The 15,061-nt window shown below is 70.5% G+C and carries 12 protein-coding genes; 7 read left to right on the top strand and 5 right to left on the bottom strand.

Going from position 1 to position 15,061, the window contains the following annotated elements; genetic code table 11:
• The first annotated feature begins 89 nt into the window (after positions 1-89).
• Positions 90-1,031, top strand: coding sequence for an ABC transporter substrate-binding protein (locus tag E0504_RS42935; protein WP_243657874.1), 942 nt, complete (start codon positions 90-92; stop codon positions 1,029-1,031).
• A 131-nt stretch (positions 1,032-1,162) separates the two neighbouring features.
• Here E0504_RS42935 and E0504_RS42930 read toward each other — a convergent pair whose 3' ends face one another.
• The 3 genes from E0504_RS42930 to E0504_RS42920 form a co-directional block, all read right to left on the bottom strand.
• On the bottom strand, positions 1,163-2,110 hold the full coding sequence (locus tag E0504_RS42930; RefSeq protein WP_131627257.1) for a methionyl-tRNA formyltransferase: 948 nt from the start codon (positions 2,108-2,110) through the stop codon (positions 1,163-1,165).
• A gap of 611 nt (positions 2,111-2,721) precedes the next feature.
• Positions 2,722-4,512, bottom strand: coding sequence for a serine/threonine-protein kinase (locus tag E0504_RS42925; RefSeq protein ID WP_112108677.1), 1,791 nt, complete (start codon positions 4,510-4,512; stop codon positions 2,722-2,724).
• Positions 4,513-4,602: 90 nt separating this feature from the next.
• Positions 4,603-7,599: a serine/threonine-protein kinase gene (locus E0504_RS42920; protein WP_131627255.1), complete on the bottom strand. Its 2,997-nt coding sequence runs from the start codon at positions 7,597-7,599 to the stop codon at positions 4,603-4,605.
• Between the two features lie 205 nt (positions 7,600-7,804).
• Between E0504_RS42920 and E0504_RS42915 the strand changes: the two genes are divergently transcribed.
• From E0504_RS42915 to E0504_RS42885, 5 genes are all read left to right on the top strand, one after another.
• Entirely contained in the window at positions 7,805-8,233 is a 429-nt protein-coding gene (locus E0504_RS42915; RefSeq protein ID WP_112108679.1) for a cytidine deaminase, read from the top strand.
• Positions 8,230-9,564: a thymidine phosphorylase gene (locus E0504_RS42910; protein WP_112108680.1), complete on the top strand. Its 1,335-nt coding sequence runs from the start codon at positions 8,230-8,232 to the stop codon at positions 9,562-9,564. The genes E0504_RS42915 and E0504_RS42910 overlap by 4 nt, the downstream gene beginning before the upstream one ends.
• A 774-nt stretch (positions 9,565-10,338) precedes the next feature.
• Entirely contained in the window at positions 10,339-10,689 is a 351-nt protein-coding gene (locus E0504_RS50905; RefSeq protein WP_165938796.1) for a hypothetical protein, read from the top strand.
• 189 nt (positions 10,690-10,878) lie between these two features.
• Positions 10,879-11,301: a hypothetical protein gene (locus tag E0504_RS42890; RefSeq protein ID WP_131627253.1), complete on the top strand. Its 423-nt coding sequence runs from the start codon at positions 10,879-10,881 to the stop codon at positions 11,299-11,301.
• Between the two features lie 14 nt (positions 11,302-11,315).
• Positions 11,316-11,651 (top strand): recombinase family protein, encoded by a 336-nt coding sequence (locus E0504_RS42885; protein WP_243657873.1) that lies wholly within the window; start codon positions 11,316-11,318, stop codon positions 11,649-11,651.
• 557 nt (positions 11,652-12,208) lie between these two features.
• Here E0504_RS42885 and E0504_RS42880 read toward each other — a convergent pair.
• Positions 12,209-12,781 (bottom strand): GNAT family N-acetyltransferase, encoded by a 573-nt coding sequence (locus E0504_RS42880; protein ID WP_131627249.1) that lies wholly within the window; start codon positions 12,779-12,781, stop codon positions 12,209-12,211.
• Between the two features lie 4 nt (positions 12,782-12,785).
• Positions 12,786-14,123 carry a helix-turn-helix transcriptional regulator gene (locus E0504_RS42875; RefSeq protein ID WP_131627247.1) on the bottom strand — a complete coding sequence of 446 codons (1,338 nt, stop codon included), beginning with the start codon at positions 14,121-14,123 and terminating at the stop codon, positions 12,786-12,788.
• A 106-nt stretch (positions 14,124-14,229) separates the two neighbouring features.
• Between E0504_RS42875 and E0504_RS42870 the strand changes: the two genes are divergently transcribed.
• Positions 14,230-14,991 (top strand): hypothetical protein, encoded by a 762-nt coding sequence (locus tag E0504_RS42870; RefSeq protein ID WP_131627245.1) that lies wholly within the window; start codon positions 14,230-14,232, stop codon positions 14,989-14,991.
• The last annotated feature ends 70 nt before the right edge of the window (positions 14,992-15,061 follow it).

The following is a 15,061-nucleotide window of genomic DNA, read 5'->3' as shown; positions in this document are numbered from 1 at the left end:
TTTCGCTGCATAACTAGTTATGGAAGGTTGATGTTGTGGTGCGGGGTATAAGAAAATCGCTCGCGGCGGTATGCGTCGCGGCGGCCGTCATGGTCGGAATCGTGGCCTGCGGCAGCGATGACGACGGGGGTGCGTCCCAGGAGGGGGGCACCGCGGCGGCGGCCGGGTTCCCGGTCACGATCAAGCATGCGTTCGGATCGACGACCATTCCCGCGGAGCCGAAGAAAATCATCGCGCTGAGCTACGAGGAGGACACGCTCGCGGCGCTCGGAATCACGCCGATCGCCTACGGTCAGAACCCCGACAAGCCGGACGGCGACTTCCCCTGGCTCGAGGGCAGGATCGACCTCGCGGACAGCACGGCGCTCGACACCAGCGGCGACCTCAACCTCGAGCAGATCGCCGCACTCGATCCCGACCTGATCCTCGCGACGAACTTCTACGGGCTGGCGGACTACTACGACCGCCTCAGCGAGATCGCGCCGACCGTCGCCTACGAGACCGACGCCGGTATCTCGACCTGGCAGGACGTGAGCACGGTGATCGGGAAGGCGGTTGGTCGTGAGGCCGACGTCGCGAAGGCGATCGAAGCCACCGAGAAGATCGTCTCCGACGCGGCCGCGGAGCTGCCCGGGCTGGCGGGCAAGACGTTCAGCTACAGCTACTACTACGAGTCCAACGGGCTCGCCGTGATCGACGACCCGGAGACGATCTCCATCCAGCTCTACGGCCAGCTCGGGATGAAGCTGTCGCCGCGGGTCACCGCGAGCGTCGTCGACCGCGCGCTGAGCATGGAGAAGATCGGTGAGCTCGACGCCGACTTCATGATGATCGGCTTCGCGACCGACGAACTGCGCACCGAGATGAAGGCCAACGAGCTGTACACGAGGATCCCGGCGGTCGTGGACGGCCGGGCGCAGGAGGTCGACGCCTTCACGGCGGGGGCGGTCAACAACCCGACCATCCTGAACATCCCCTGGCAGCTCGAGCAGCTCAAGCCCACCCTGGCCAAGGTCGCGGCGGCGGGCTGACCAGTCGGGATCACGTCCGGGCGAGCCGGGTGACGCGCGCACGCCGCGCGTCACCCGGCTCGTCGCCGATCGTCGTCGCCGCCAGCGTCAGCAGCGGTGCCGGTGCCGTCGGCGGCGGCGAGCCCCAGCCGCTACGGCTGCCGGGTAAGGTAACCGCCCATCGTGGTGAAGTACTCCGTCGCCGGCAGCTCGCGTCCGTCGTCGGTGCGGACCGTCCGGACCAGCAGCCCGTGGCTGAGGCCGCGCCGCGCCTCGGCGCCGGCCACGATGACGACCCCGTCACCCTCCCGGATGAAGATCCGTCCGGGAGTGCCGCCGTAGATGCCCTTCGACACCTCCGCGGAGACGATCCGCAGCCGCTCGCCGTTGCGGTACGTGTAGGCGTTGGGGTACGGGTCGCACTGGGCGCGGACGAGCCGGTCGAGCTCCTCGGCCGTCCAGGTCCAGTCGATGAGGCTGTCCACGGGCGACCGCTTGTGGAAGAAGCTCGCCTTCGAGCGGTCCTGCTTCGCCCACTCGGTGCGCCCGGACGCCATCAGCTCCAGGCCCTCCACAGCCATCGGGCCGAACAGGGCCAGGGTGCGGTGGAACAGGTCGGCCGTCGTGTCGCGCGGGCCGACCCGCACCCGCCGCTGCAGGACGACGTCACCGGCGTCGAGGACGTCGGTCATCATGTGCGCGGTCACGCCCACCTCAGGCTCGCCGTTGATGAGCGCCCAGATCAGCGGCGCGAACCCGGCATAGGCCGGCAGCAGCGAGTCGTGGATGTTCAGCGTTCCCAGCCGGGGCAGGTTGAAAATCTGCGGCGGAATCCAGGTGCGCCAGTTCGTGGCGACGATGACGTCGGGGTCGGCCGCCTTGAGCAGCGACATCAGATCCTCGTCATCGGGGCGGTTCCGGATCGCCACCGGCACGCCGGCCTCGGTGGCGAGATCGGCGACCGAGTCGTCCCAGATCTTCTCGTAATCGCCTTCGCCCTTTTCGTGCGTGACGACGAGAGTGACGTCATTGTCGGAGTCGAGCAGCGCCTGCAGTGTTCGATGTCCCCAGGTCTGATATCCGAACATTACAACGCGCATGTCGATGCTTCTCCTCTGATCGGCGCTTCGTGCGGTGATTTCTCTGGAACACTGCTTCATGGTGGATGCGCCGATCGGCCGGTCGCGCTCTCGAAACCGGGCAGGTCAAGGGCGGGGATGTCGCGGGATTCGCCGGTGACGTCAGGTGTCGGCCGCCGGTTTCCCCGGATACGCCGCGCCGCCGGCTCGCGTGGAATCCGACCCGTCGGCGGGCTGGCGGGCGACCGCCCCCGGAATACCGGAGCCCGGCCCGGAGCCCGGCCCTCGCGCGGCGACGGTGCCGCCGGCCGGAAAGCGGCGCGGTGGCCGAGCCTTTCCGATCAGCGGACTCCTCGTGCTTCGGGGTTCACGCGGGCCGAGCGGAAGCCCGCTCGCGACATGACCGTCGGACGCTTAAGTGAGGCTTACCTATGTTGTGATGTTCCGCGGCGCATGTCAAGCGAATCGGACATGCACGGACCCGAATCGCGTCGTCAGGGCGCATCCCGACGGCCCGACCCCGCACCCGGAGCGAACAACGCCCGAACCGCACCACGGCGGCCGGCGGTCACCGGCCGGTTCGCGGACCGTCGACCTGACCTACCTGACCGGGCGGCCGGTGCCGGCCGTGATCAGGCGCCGCCGCCGGGGGGCGTGGGGACGACCTGGGTGGGCGTGGGCCCAGCGCCGGTCGGCGAGACCTCCGTCGGCGGTGTGGTCGCGGGTGCCGACGACGCCGGCGCGGTGGTCACCGGTGGTGTTGTCGGCCCCGCCGTGGGAGTCGTCTCGGGCGGATCGGTCTCCGCCGGCGGGGGCGGAGGCGTCGGAGTGGTCGTCCGCCGTGCCCGGGGCGTGTAGGCCGGCCGGTCCGGCGTCTGAACCGGCTCGGTGACGACCACGTCGGTGGTCGGCAGCGGGTCCGGTGTCCGCGGGGCGAACGACGGCGAGGGAGACGTGCCCTCCGCGCTGGTGCCGTCGGAGTCGCCCCCGTTGCCGGTGAACAGCAGGGTGAGCGCGACAGCGAGACCCGCCAGCATCGCCACCGCCGCGCCGGCGACGATCGCGATCGTCGGCGGCCGACCCTTGCGGGCCGATCCGCGGGGGGCGTCGCCGCGGTGGTCGCCGCGCCCCGCGGCCGGTGCCCGGTGCGAGACACCGCCCCCGCGACCGGCGCGTTCGCCGTCCCGGTCCAGCGAGAGCAGGCCGGCGGCCATGTTGGCGTCGTCCTGGTCGAACATGTCGACGGCCGCGGCGAGCGCGCCGATCTGGGTGATGTCGTCGTGCGGGCCAGTGCTCGCCACACCCGGCCCGGTCACCGGCGCGTGCCCGACGGCCGTCAGATCGTCGCCCGGGGTCGACAGGTCCGCCCGCGGCGGCAGGGGCGTCATCTCCCGGCCCGGCATCAGCCGGTCGGTCACCCCGATGTCGCCGCTCGGCGCCGGCTGGCGGTCGGTCGGCGGCAGCGACGACGGGGCCAGGTTCTCCAGGCCGTCGTCCGATGACGGTTCGTCCGCAGCTGGTTCGGACTGGCGGCTGCGCGGATTCGTGACGACCGCCGGGACGGGCGTGGCGTTGCGTGCGATGGGGGTCAGCCGGCGGCGGATCTCGTCGACGTCCGGGCGCAGCTCGGCGGGACGGTCGAGCAGGTCGGTGAGCAGCCCGCGCAGCGGCCCGGCGAGCCGGAACGGCCGCCGCCGGCCCTCCACCACGGCGCTCAGCACCGCGTAGGTCTCCGGGCCCTCGAAAGGCGGGCAGCCCTCGACCGCCGAGTAGAGCGTCGCGCCGAGGCCCCACAGGTCGCTCGCGGGCGTGCCCGAGGAGCCGCGCACCCGCTCCGGGGCGATGTAGGCCGGCGAGCCGACGAGCGCGCCCGTCCCGGTCAGGGTGACGTCGCCCTCGGTCGCGGCGATGCCGAAGTCGGTGAGGCGGACCCGGTTGTCCCGGCCGAGCAGGACGTTGCCCGGCTTCACGTCGCGGTGCAGCACCCCGGCCGAGTGGGCGGCGGCGAGTGCGTCGGCCAGTGCCAGCCCGATCGCGGCGACCTGGTCGAACGGCAGCGGGCCGTGGTTCTTGATGGTGTCGCCGAGGCTGTCCGCGTCGACGAGCTCCATGACGATCCAGTGCCGCTCGTGCTCCTCGACGACGTCGAAGACCGAGACGATGGCCGGGCTGTGCAGCCGGGCCAGCGCACGCGCCTCGCGCAGCACCCGGGCCCGGATGGCGTCCCGTTCCGCCTGCGCGCCCGCCATCGGCACGAGGATTTCCTTGATTGCGACTGGCCGCTGGAGCAGCTCGTCCTCGCCGCACCACACAACGCCAGCGCCACCGCGCCCGATAGGTGTGTCGAGGCGGTAGCGCTGCGCTACGTAGCGGGGTGTGCCGTGCCGAGAGGTGTCGGGGGGCACGCTCGCCGATCTGGCCATCGAGTCAAGTCTGACAGACGAATTGACTGGACCGGACGCAACCCCGTCGGCCGCCGGACCCGTCAGGCCGGCAACCGGCCCTGAGGCTCCTCATGAGGCCGGCCTGAAGGTCGCGAAGAGCTGTCGCATGAGCGGCTGATCCGCCTCCCACAGCTCCTCGGCCGTGTACCAGTACAGAGCGTATCCATGCCCGTTTCGCACCGCGCCACGGTTGAGCACATGCACCGTCCCCCCACCGGAGGCATAGGTGAACTCCCAGTCGGCCTGTGTCGCGCCGTCCGCCCCGTCACCTGGTTCGATCCGTACCCGCCGGTAGTCCCGCACTCGATCCCGGAAGCTGATTTCGTTCGTGCGCCAGTCCTCAATGGCGGAGGTGTTCGCACTCGCGATGCTCCCGATGCGCAAGAACGTACCAGTAGCCGGATCCACGAAGTCCGTATTCCCCTCGCCCCCGGGTCCGGGCCGCCGCTGCCAGCGCGACGGGTAGGCAATCGACCAGCCCGTCGGATCGACGTAGGAGACCCAGCCCGGAGGCGCCGTGACCGGCTCCGAATTCGACGCGACCAGGTCTCCAGCCTGGACTGCCGCGGCTTCCTGGTCAGCCTGGACGGTCGGGCGCGGCCCGGCGCCGGCCGGCTCCGCACCGTCGTCACCCCCGCCGAACACCAGGACGGCGGCGACGACCGCAAGCGCGATCACGACGACGGACGCGACGAGGATCACAGTCAGGCGACGTCCGCGGCTGTGCGTAACGGCGCTCGCCCCGTCCGGACGTCCCAGCACCCCACCCGGGTGCCGCCGCTCCTCCGGCTGGCGTTCGGAGGGCGGGCGGAACAGGTTCTGCCCACTCGTCGGCGGCTCCTGCTCCGGCTCCCGCCGCGGAGGGGCGGCGGCGCGGGGTGCGCTCGGCGGACCCGCGGAGATCCCCGGACCGGAATCGCCGGAGGCCGTGGACCTGCCCGGCCGGGAGAACAACGCCGCGGCCGCCGAGTACCGGCGCCCCACAGCGGACGTCGGTTCCGCGGCGGTGCCGGGCGTTCCCGTGGCGTCGGGCGTACTCCTCGTCCCGGCTGTCCCGGTGGCCTTGGCTGTCCCGATGGCCGTGGTGGCGGCCGGTTCGGTCGAGTCCTGGGATGTCCGCGCCCGCGCCGGGATGCCGCCGAGTGCCCGCATGCGGTCGACCGGTCGCAGCCGCTCAGCGCCCCGGGAACGCTCAACCGTCGCGCCCCGCCGCCGCTCCATCGCCCGGAGCCGCTCCAGCCGACGGGTCAACCGCGGGTGCGCACCAGCCGTTCCCGACTGTCTCGCCGTTCCCGCCGGCCGTGCGTCGCTCGTCGCCGGGTCGCCTGCCCCGACCCGGCTCGCCGTGGGTTCGACGGCCGCCGAGTCCGGTGTCGGGGAGCCGGCCTCCTCCGCGGCGATGACCGCCGCGCTGTCTGTACCGATGTCGGTGCGGGTGTCATTGTCCGCGTCGGCCCGGGTGTTGCCCGTGCTCGCCGGCGACGTCCGGGTCAGCACGGTTCCGTCCGGCGATGCCTCGGCCAGCACGGTGTCGTCCGCCAGCACCCCGCCGGGCACGGTGTCATTCGGCGGCGCCTCGCCGGGCAGGGCGCCGGGCAGGGTGTCGTCTGATGGTGTCTCGCCGGGCAGGGCGTCGTCCGACAGTGGGTCGCCGGGCACGGTGTCGTCTGACAGTGCCTCGCCGGGCACGGTGTCGTCCGGCGGTGCCTCGCTGGGCGCCGCGTTCATCAGCACGGTGCCGGCCAGCCCCGGGGCGGCTGGCGGTGGGCCGGCGGGTGCGCCGCCGGCCGGTGCCGTCGTCGTGCCCGTGAGCAGCGCGGTCAGGTCCGCGCCGCCGTCCTCCGGGGACGAGTGGTCGTCGGACGTTTCGTCGTCCTCCGCCATGGCGTTGTGCGTCTCACCGGCGCGCGCGCCGGCGGTCGCCGGTCCACCGAGGACGGACTCGCCGAGGACGGTGGTCTCGTCGGGCCCGGCATACTGGCTGACCACGGTGTCCTGGTCGGCCGGGGATGCGCCGCCCGTGGATGCTCCGCCCGCGGTGAACGTGTCACCGCCGTCCGCCGCGAACCCGGCCGGGATCGGGGCCGTCGGAGGCCCGGGGGCAACGGGTGTGGGGGCCGCGGGTGTGGGGGCCGCGGGTGTGCCCGACGTCGGAGTGATCGCCGTTACCGCGGGCCGGGATGGTCGGCTGCGGGCCCGGGAGGGCCGGGTGTCCCCGCCGCGTTCGAGGATGTCGCGCAGCCGCGAGCGCACCGTCGCCAGACTCGGCCGGCGTGCCTGGTGGGTGGCCATGAGATCGTCGATCACGGGTGCGAGCCGCCCGGCGGCGCGGAACGGCCGGCGCCGGCTCTGCACCACCGCGGCGAGAATGGAGATCGGGTCGTTCCCGGGGAACGGGGAGACCCCCTCGACGCTGGTGAACAGCGTGGCGCCCAGCCCCCACCGGTCGCTGGCGGCCGTTCCGGCGTCGCCGCGGGCCCGCTCGGGTGCCAGGTAGGCCGGGGAGCCGAGAACCATCCCGGTGCTGGTCAGTCGAGGGTCGCCATGGCTGACGGCGATCCCGAAGTCGGTGAGCCGGGCGCGTTCGTCCGCTGTCACCAGGACGTTGCTCGGCTTCACGTCACGGTGCACGATGCCCAGGCGGTGGGCGGCCTCCAGCGCGTAGGCGAGGCTGATGCCGATGCGGCAGACCTCGCCGACCCCGAGCCGCCCGCGCTCCTCGATGATCGCCGACAGGGACCGCCCGTCGACGAATTCCATGACGATCCAGGGCAGGTCGCCCTCGGCGATGACGTCCAGGACCGCGACCGCGCCGGGATGATGCAGCCGGCCGGCGGCGCGCGCCTCCCGCAGCACCCGCTCCCGCGCGAGCTCCCGCTCCCCCTCGCTGCCGTCGGTGGGGAGCCGGACCTCCTTGACGGCGACCTGCCGGCCGAGCAGCTCGTCGGTGGCCCGGTGCACGACACCGAAGCCGCCCTGACCGATCACCCCGTCGAGCCGGTACCGACGCCCGACGAGAGCTCGTGGACCGGCTGGACCGCGATCGCCCCGGCGCTCGCCTGACATCGGTTGTCCTCTCCGCTCAGCGTTGACGATTCCATGGGATCACATCCGGTCGGCTCACCGGCAGTGGGGCATGCTGGTCGGGGCCGGTGCCGACGGGCCGTGTGGACCTGGTCCGTGGGCTCGGTGTGACTCGGTGCCGCTGGGTAGCGACGTGGCGCATCCGGGCAGGCAGCCTGGAGGGAAGACGAACCGTCCGGGAGGGAACGTGGACGACAGCGGCTGGGAGCACCTGCGCGGCGAGGCGGTGCGGGTGGCGCGGCACGCCTACGCGCCCTACTCCGGCCTGCGGGTCGGTGCGGCGGCGATGGTCGACGACGGTCGGGTCGTCGTCGGCTGCAACGTGGAGAACGCCTCCTACGGGCTCACACTGTGCGCTGAATGTGGTCTTGTCTCGGCGCTGCGGGCCAGCGGTGGTGGCCGGCTGGTCGCCTTCGCCTGTGTGGACGGCACGGGCGTGCCGCTCGCGCCGTGCGGTCGCTGCCGCCAGCTTCTCCACGAGCACGGAGGTCCCGAGCTCGAACTGGCGACCGCGGACGGAATCCGTACCCTGGGCGAGCTCCTGCCCGGCGCCTTCGGCCCGGCGGACCTGCCGCCCGCGGCGGAGCGGGCACCTGCGGCGGAGCGCGGAGCATGAGCGCTGATGCCCCCGGCAGCGGTCACGGCGGTCCTGCCGCGTCCCACGACGTCGTCGACCTCATCCGGGCCAAGCGCGACGGGGCGGCGCTGCCGGCGGACGCGGTCGCCTGGCTCATCGACGCCTACACCCACGGCCGGGTCGCCGACGAGCAGATGTCCGCCTACCTGATGGCCGTGGTCTGGCGCGGCATGGCCCCCGACGAGCTGGATCACTGGACGGCGGCGATGATCGCCAGCGGCGAACGGCTGGACCTGTCCGGCCTGACCCGCCCGACGGTCGACAAGCATTCCACCGGCGGGGTCGGGGACAAGGTCTCGCTGGTCCTCGCCCCGCTGGTGGCCGCGTGCGGAGCGGCCGTCCCGCAGCTGTCCGGCCGGGGGCTCGGGCACACCGGCGGGACGCTCGACAAAATGGAGGCCATCCCCGGCTGGCGCGCGGATCTCGACCCGGACACCATGCGTGCCGTGCTGGCGGACGTCGGCGCCGTCATCTGCGCCGCCGGCCCCGGCCTGGCTCCCGCGGACCGCAGGCTGTACGCCCTGCGCGACGTCACCGGCACGGTCGAGTCCATCCCGCTGATCGCCTCCTCGATCATGAGCAAGAAGATCGCCGAGGGGACGTCCGCGCTGGTCCTGGACGTCAAGGTCGGCACCGGCGCCTTCATGACCTCACTCGCCGACGCCCGCGAGCTCGCGCGGACGATGGTCGGCCTGGGCACCCGCGCCGGGGTGCGCACCGAGGCCCTGCTCACCGCGATGGACACCCCGCTGGGCCGCACCGCGGGCAACGGCCCCGAGGTGACCGAGGCGGTCGAGACCCTGCGCGGGGCGGGCCCGTCGGACCTCGTCGAGGTCACCGTCGCCCTCGCCCGCGTGATGCTGGACATCGTCGGCCTCAGCGGTGGTTCCGGTGCCGGGCCGGATCCGGCGGAGGTCCTGGCCTCCGGAGCGGCATACGACGTGTGGCGCGCGATGGTCGCCGCCCAGGGCGGCGACCCGGACGCCCCACTGCCGAGCGCCACGTTCACCCGCACCGTCCCCGCTCCGGCGGACGGCTACCTGAGCCGCCTCGACGCCCGTGCCCTGGGCATCGCCGCCTGGCGCCTGGGCGCGGGGCGCGCGCGGAAGGAAGATCCCGTCTCGGCGGCGGCGGGACTGCGGTGGCATGCGACGGTGGGGGAGCAGGTCCAGGCCGGCGCCTCCCTGATCGAGCTCTACTCCGACGACGAGGCGACCTTCCCCCGGGCACTCGCCGCACTCGCGGACGCCGTCTCGGTCACCGACGAACCGCCCGCTCCCACCCCACTGGTCCTCGACCACATCCGCTGACCCGCGCTCCGCCCCGCGCTGCTGATCCGCGCCCCGCGCCGCTGATCCGCGCCCCGCGCCGCTGATCCGCGCGACTGCCCCGCGCACCGAGCCCGACCTCTGGCCCAGGACCGCCAGCTGTCTTGCTTGCCAGAAAGCGTCCCGCCATCCGCCGGCTTTCAACCCTCTGGTTTTCCGTCGCCCCGCCCCCACCGGCTCGAGTCGCCCGAAGTGTGGCGGGTGAGTGAGTCCATCGGGGTATTTCACTCGGGACACATATGGCGTGCATCACACATCGACATATGGCGTGGGCGGGTACGGGGCTACTCCCGCCCCGGTCGGTCGGGGGCGGCCTCTCGCTGTAGGTCCGTGCGACTGCCGCGTCCGGGGCGGCTGGCCATCCACGCATCGAAGGTGGACGTCTTCCACCTCGGCCGGTCGGGCACCGAGAGGTCGTCCGGCTCCGGGAGTAGCCCTTTACTGCGGTAGTTACGTAGCGTGCCCGGCCTAATGCCGGCCCGTTCCGCCATCTCGCGATAACTGATCAACGGGTCCGTGTCCGCCACGCATCTCCCTGTTCGCCTGAACTATGGGACGCATCGCCCTATAGTTGATGGTGTTGGCGGTTCCGGCGGGTGTTGCCACACCCACCGGAACCTTGATCACCGCAACCTGCGCACACAGGGAGAGTGACCCGTGTCTAGTATTCCGCCTCCGCCTGGTGATGGCGGCCGAGACCCGTACCAGGACCGTCCGTTCGTGGCCGTGGAACGTCGGCCACGCGGGGTCTTCGATATGACGGTGTCCTCGGGCGCCGTGTTGCGGGACTTCGTCGACGTGACGGCGAGCCTGCCAAGGATCGTCTTCGTTGATCATTGGTCGGTCGCACCTGGCGGTACCGACGTGACGTTGCGCTTCCGGTCAGTGGACCACGGTTCCGGTTCCGGCGGCGGCTGGGTGCCTACCGGCGACGCGTCGGGTTCGGTGGGGTGGACGCCGTATCAGGATGCGTTGCACACGCTTCTCACCGTGGCGCCGGACGGTCCGACCGGTGAGCGGCTCGGGCGTGACCTGAGGCGGATCGATCCTCGCTCGGTCGTCGCGCTGGCGGACATGCTCCGGCTCTGCGGTCCGGTGCGCGTGTAGCTCTCACCACGCCCAACCGGCGGCCGGCATCCTGAGTTCGGGGTGCCGGCCGTTTGTCGTTGATCGGCTGCGTTCACTGCGTACAGCAAAGTTGCGACAATTGATCTGAAGATGAAAGCGGCCCGGGACGGTGCTCGAACACCATCCCGGGCCTGGTCCGATCCCCTGCGGAAACAGGAGTTCGAACGTATGACCATCATGCCAAAGATCGGCCGGACAGACGTCACGGTCGACCCGTCCGGACCTCCCCCGATCGTCTGTGTGATCCCGGGCGTTCCGGTGCCTCAGATCGTGGTGGCGGTCGACACGATGACGCTGACGATCACCGCTGGTGACTCGCTCGACGCGATGGCGTGCTACGCGGGCGTTGCGGGTGCCTGCCTTCAGGCGGCGGCGCTGCACGTCTCTCCGGGGCGGCGGGTCGACATCGTGCCGTCGGACGTGCGGGACGGATACGACGCTACCGAGATGGCACAGGCGCTCGTGTTGAAGATGCTCTCCGCGCTCGTGGTGTTGCTCGGTCACGCGGACCTGACCCTCGATCAGGCGGTCACGCTGGGCAACATCCTGTCGGACACCGGGTCGCAAGTCGCGGGGGTGCTGCGCGCGTGAGCGGGATACGGGCGGTGAGTTTCACGCGGCATCTGGGCGGTGGGGATGATCCGGTGCAGCGGGGCGTGTTCGTGGCGGCGTGTGGCGCGCGGGGCTGGGAGGCGGGCTGCTCGATCCGTCAGAACGGCTCGGGTATGCGGGGACTGATGGCGGCGGTCCGCCTGGTGGTCACGGGACGGTATGACGTGCTCGTGGTTGACACCCTTGACCGGCTTGCCGGGACGGACACGGCTCTGACAGCGGTGCTGCGGCTGCTGCGGCGGCGGGGAGTGCGGCTCCTGGTCGCGTGTGACGGCACGGATACGGCGGATCCGGTCCACGCGGCGGTTATCGACTCGCTGATCGGCTGAACGGTGCCTCGGGGCGGCGGCGGCTCTTCCTGGCCGTTGTCGTCCCGAGGCGGTTCGTGCCGCGCGGGTGCTTGGTTTTGTCTTGTCAGCCAACCATTTTTCCCCCGGCCCGCTTCGGTGCCGCTTCTAACGGGCTGGTGGCCAGGTCAAGGGTCGCCCGAAGGGTGATCGCCGTGGCGACGCGCGTAGCGCGCCCTTGACCTGGTCGCCTGCCCGTAAGATCATCCGGCACCCCGGGAAGGGGGATAGCGACGTGAGAGGGCGGAGCTACTTGGGATGAGCGGCGGGTCTGCCCCTTCGGGGGCTGGGAGCTGAGAGGTAGCGACGCTCCGACGCGCCGAACGGGCGGCCGGACCGACGGGCCGATGGGGTGCCGACCGGAGGGAGGCGGGGCCCCGTCGTGCGCGGCGGGTCGGCCGGGGTCCTGTTCGGCGCGGCGTGTGCGGCGCCACTACAACGTGATACAGGTCACCTGCCGCCCCGAAGGGGCGGCCTTGAACCCGTATAGAACTTTGGCGACGATCTTCAACCGCTGCCGCAACGACAAAGGGTCCGGATCATCCCTTACCTGCGTCGGGCTGCTGTTCGACCAACCGCTTCCATTCGTGTGTAAGGAGCGAGTAGAGGATGCTGTCGCGCCACGCCCCGTTCGTGTAGACGTGATCACGGAGACGTCCCTCTCGGGCGAAGCCGAGCCGCTCGACAACAGCGATGGATGGGAGGTTGTCGGGTCCGATCGCCGCACTGATCCGACGGAGCCCAAGGACACCGAAGCCGAACTCCACGATGGTACGGACCGCGTCTGTCGCGTAACCGTGACCCCATTGATCGGCGTGGATCGCGTATCCCAGCTTGGCGGCTTGGACTCCAGCGAGGCCGAGGCGGGCGAAGCCGATCAACGATCCGCCACGATCAACCGCTAGGTAGAACTCGCCGCGGGGTTCATGCCGAGCGCGTTCGAGAACACCTGTGATCATGGCTTCTGTCTGTTCGAGGCTCCTGGTGTCAAACGAGAGGTAGTCGGTGACACGCGGATCACCCACGATGCGGTGAGCGCTTTGGGTGTCAGTTCGATCGAACTCGCGGAGAGTGACGACCGTGCCGCGTAGATGGAGAGGGTAGAGGGTCACGGTCCTACCGTTGCAGAAGGGCAGCCGGAGTGCGGGTGAAGGTCTCGATCTCCTCTTGCAGGTCGCGGGCTGCGGGATCGACACCGAGAGATGAGCTAGCAATAGCTCTGTGTAGTCGTTGCACGGAGTGGACGACGCCGTTGATGCGCTGTTCGGGGACGAGGTCCAAGACGGGCACGATGGCGTCGGCTGCGCCGTCCAGGTCGCCGCGGGCGATGCGGGCGAGAGCGAGACCTGTATGGCTGCCGGCCTGGTCGCCGAAGGCCCACTCAGGCCGCGTCTCGTCGGAATAGGCGGCGACAGCCCGCGCAGAATAGGATTCAGCCGTTTCCGTTTCGGTGGGTAGCAGAACCAGTGCGTCGGCGGCGTAGTAGGAGTGTCGCGCCGGGGAAAAGGTGCACATTCCGCCGATTTCATCGAGTTCGTCGGGCGAAACTCGTTCCCACGCGCTCTCGGCGGTCTTGATAGCGGTTCTGGTCTGCTCAAGATCTCCGAGTGCCGCCCACGCGCGTGCCTCACTGATTGGGAGCCACGCGGCGACCGTGCCCCCTGAGCGGGCAGCGAACTCGGCACCGCTCTGGGCGTAGCGAAGGGCGGCTGTCGGCCTTCTATCCCAATAGGCGATTAGGGATTGCAAACCACGGACCCACGCGCGAAGACCGTCATGGTCCGCCTGGTCTGCGCAGATGAACGCCGTCCGGGCGTGAGTCATGGCCGCGTGCGGGACGCTCAGATCATGCGCGGCTTTCCCGAGCAGGCCACCGGTGACTCCAGCAAGAAGGTAGAGGAGCTGGGCCTGGGCGGGCTTCTGCTTCTGTTCGAGAAGACTGAAAACGGTTTCTTGCACTTCAGAGAGCGGACCAAGCACGTCGATAAGTGATCGCTTTGGATAGGCAAGGGCGAGCACTCGAACTTCATCGAATACTTGCTCGATGGCCTCGGTCGTTGATTGCGCCTTGTGTGACAGGACAAATTCGCGGGCACGGTCGGCGGTCACGGTTACCATCTCCCTCTGAATCCGAGCATGTTCATCGCCGCCCGCATTCGGTCCAACCTTCGCCACTTGGTCATGAAGGCTAACTAATTCGCCTCCGGCGGACAAGGCGTCGTCGATAGCTTTGATCAGCCGAGCCGACGGCTGCTTGGCGCCGGTCTCGATCTTGGAAATTAGACCTTGATCAACATCGACTCGGGTTGCGAGCCGCTGCTGTGAGAGGCGGGCGGCGGTCCTGTGACGCTTGATCTCCGCCCCGAGCAACATGGGCATGTCGCAATGATGGGCCGAAACGCGCTGGTCAGGTGCCATGACCTCGACGCGGACATATGTCGGATGGCTGGTCATACATTCCTTCCCCTTGCGAGACGCCGGACGATCGCCACAGCGGTTCCGGCCGGGCTGACATCAGGTCCCCGGCCGGGGCCGCGGTCCGAAGAGAAGGGGACTGGACATGGGTACGACGACAGCGACTTCGCAGAGGATCGGGGTGGAAACGCTCCAGCCCTTCAGCCCCACGTGGGAGCGTATCCCGGGGGTGACGGTGAACAACCGAAACTTGGTGATCGACCCGGAGGTGTACTTCTTCCGGCGGAGTGAGCAGCCGGTGTGGATGCTGGTGGACTGGGACCGCGTGGTGGAAGACCTCCTCCCCCGGGAGGAGTCCGACACCGAGACGGTGGAGCAGCAGGCGTTGGACTTCGTTCGGGTGTTCGGCCAGCGCACGAACGACGCAGCGAAGGTGCTCAGGACGGCGGAGCAGGTGTACAGCCATCTGTTCGCGCCGGAGTTGCTGGACACCCCGGACCTCGCCGGAGTCACCGAGGAGGACCTCCGGATTCTGCGGGAGTCGGCCACGCTCGCGGCCCTCAACCGGGTAGACATGTCCGGTGAGATCTCCGACATCGGCCCGGCCTGGTTCTTCCCGGCCACGGCGCGGGTGGTGTTCGACCTGAGCCCGGACGAGGCTGAGCGGATCGACGACCTCTACCACGGGGGCTTCTTCAACGAGTACCGGCGCGTCGACGCGGTGAAGGCGCACGCGGCGCTCGGCGGCCGGCTCGTGCACGGTTGCCAGTCCGCCCCGAACATGTCGGGCGGGGCCGTGGTGCCCTTCGGTGTCGATCTGGCGCGGTTCCGCGGAGAGCTGGGCCGCCTCAAGCACAAGTGGATCACGTCGATCCTCGCCCTGGCGGGGCCCGGCGCGGTCGCCTGACCCTCGTCGTTCCACGGGCCGGTGACGGTGCGCTGCCGTCACCGGTCCGACTTACGCACTTGGCGGGAAT

The organism is Parafrankia sp. BMG5.11, from assembly GCF_004337455.1.
Note: the sequence above shows the minus strand (reverse complement) of the source record. Positions and strands in the feature narration are given on the sequence as shown.

Excerpts from the sequence above, each read along its gene's own strand:
- E0504_RS42935 (WP_243657874.1), top strand. The coding sequence starts at position 90 with ATGGTCGGAATCGTGGCCTGCGGCAGCGATGACGACGGGGGTGCGTCC.
- E0504_RS42930 (WP_131627257.1), bottom strand. The coding sequence starts at position 2,110 with ATGCGCGTTGTAATGTTCGGATATCAGACCTGGGGACATCGAACACTG.
- E0504_RS42925 (WP_112108677.1), bottom strand. The coding sequence starts at position 4,512 with ATGGCCAGATCGGCGAGCGTGCCCCCCGACACCTCTCGGCACGGCACA.
- E0504_RS42920 (WP_131627255.1), bottom strand. The coding sequence starts at position 7,599 with ATGTCAGGCGAGCGCCGGGGCGATCGCGGTCCAGCCGGTCCACGAGCT.
- E0504_RS42910 (WP_112108680.1), top strand. The coding sequence starts at position 8,230 with ATGAGCGCTGATGCCCCCGGCAGCGGTCACGGCGGTCCTGCCGCGTCC.
- E0504_RS50905 (WP_165938796.1), top strand. The coding sequence starts at position 10,339 with ATGACGGTGTCCTCGGGCGCCGTGTTGCGGGACTTCGTCGACGTGACG.
- E0504_RS42890 (WP_131627253.1), top strand. The coding sequence starts at position 10,879 with ATGACCATCATGCCAAAGATCGGCCGGACAGACGTCACGGTCGACCCG.
- E0504_RS42875 (WP_131627247.1), bottom strand. The coding sequence starts at position 14,123 with ATGACCAGCCATCCGACATATGTCCGCGTCGAGGTCATGGCACCTGAC.
- E0504_RS42870 (WP_131627245.1), top strand. The coding sequence starts at position 14,230 with ATGGGTACGACGACAGCGACTTCGCAGAGGATCGGGGTGGAAACGCTC.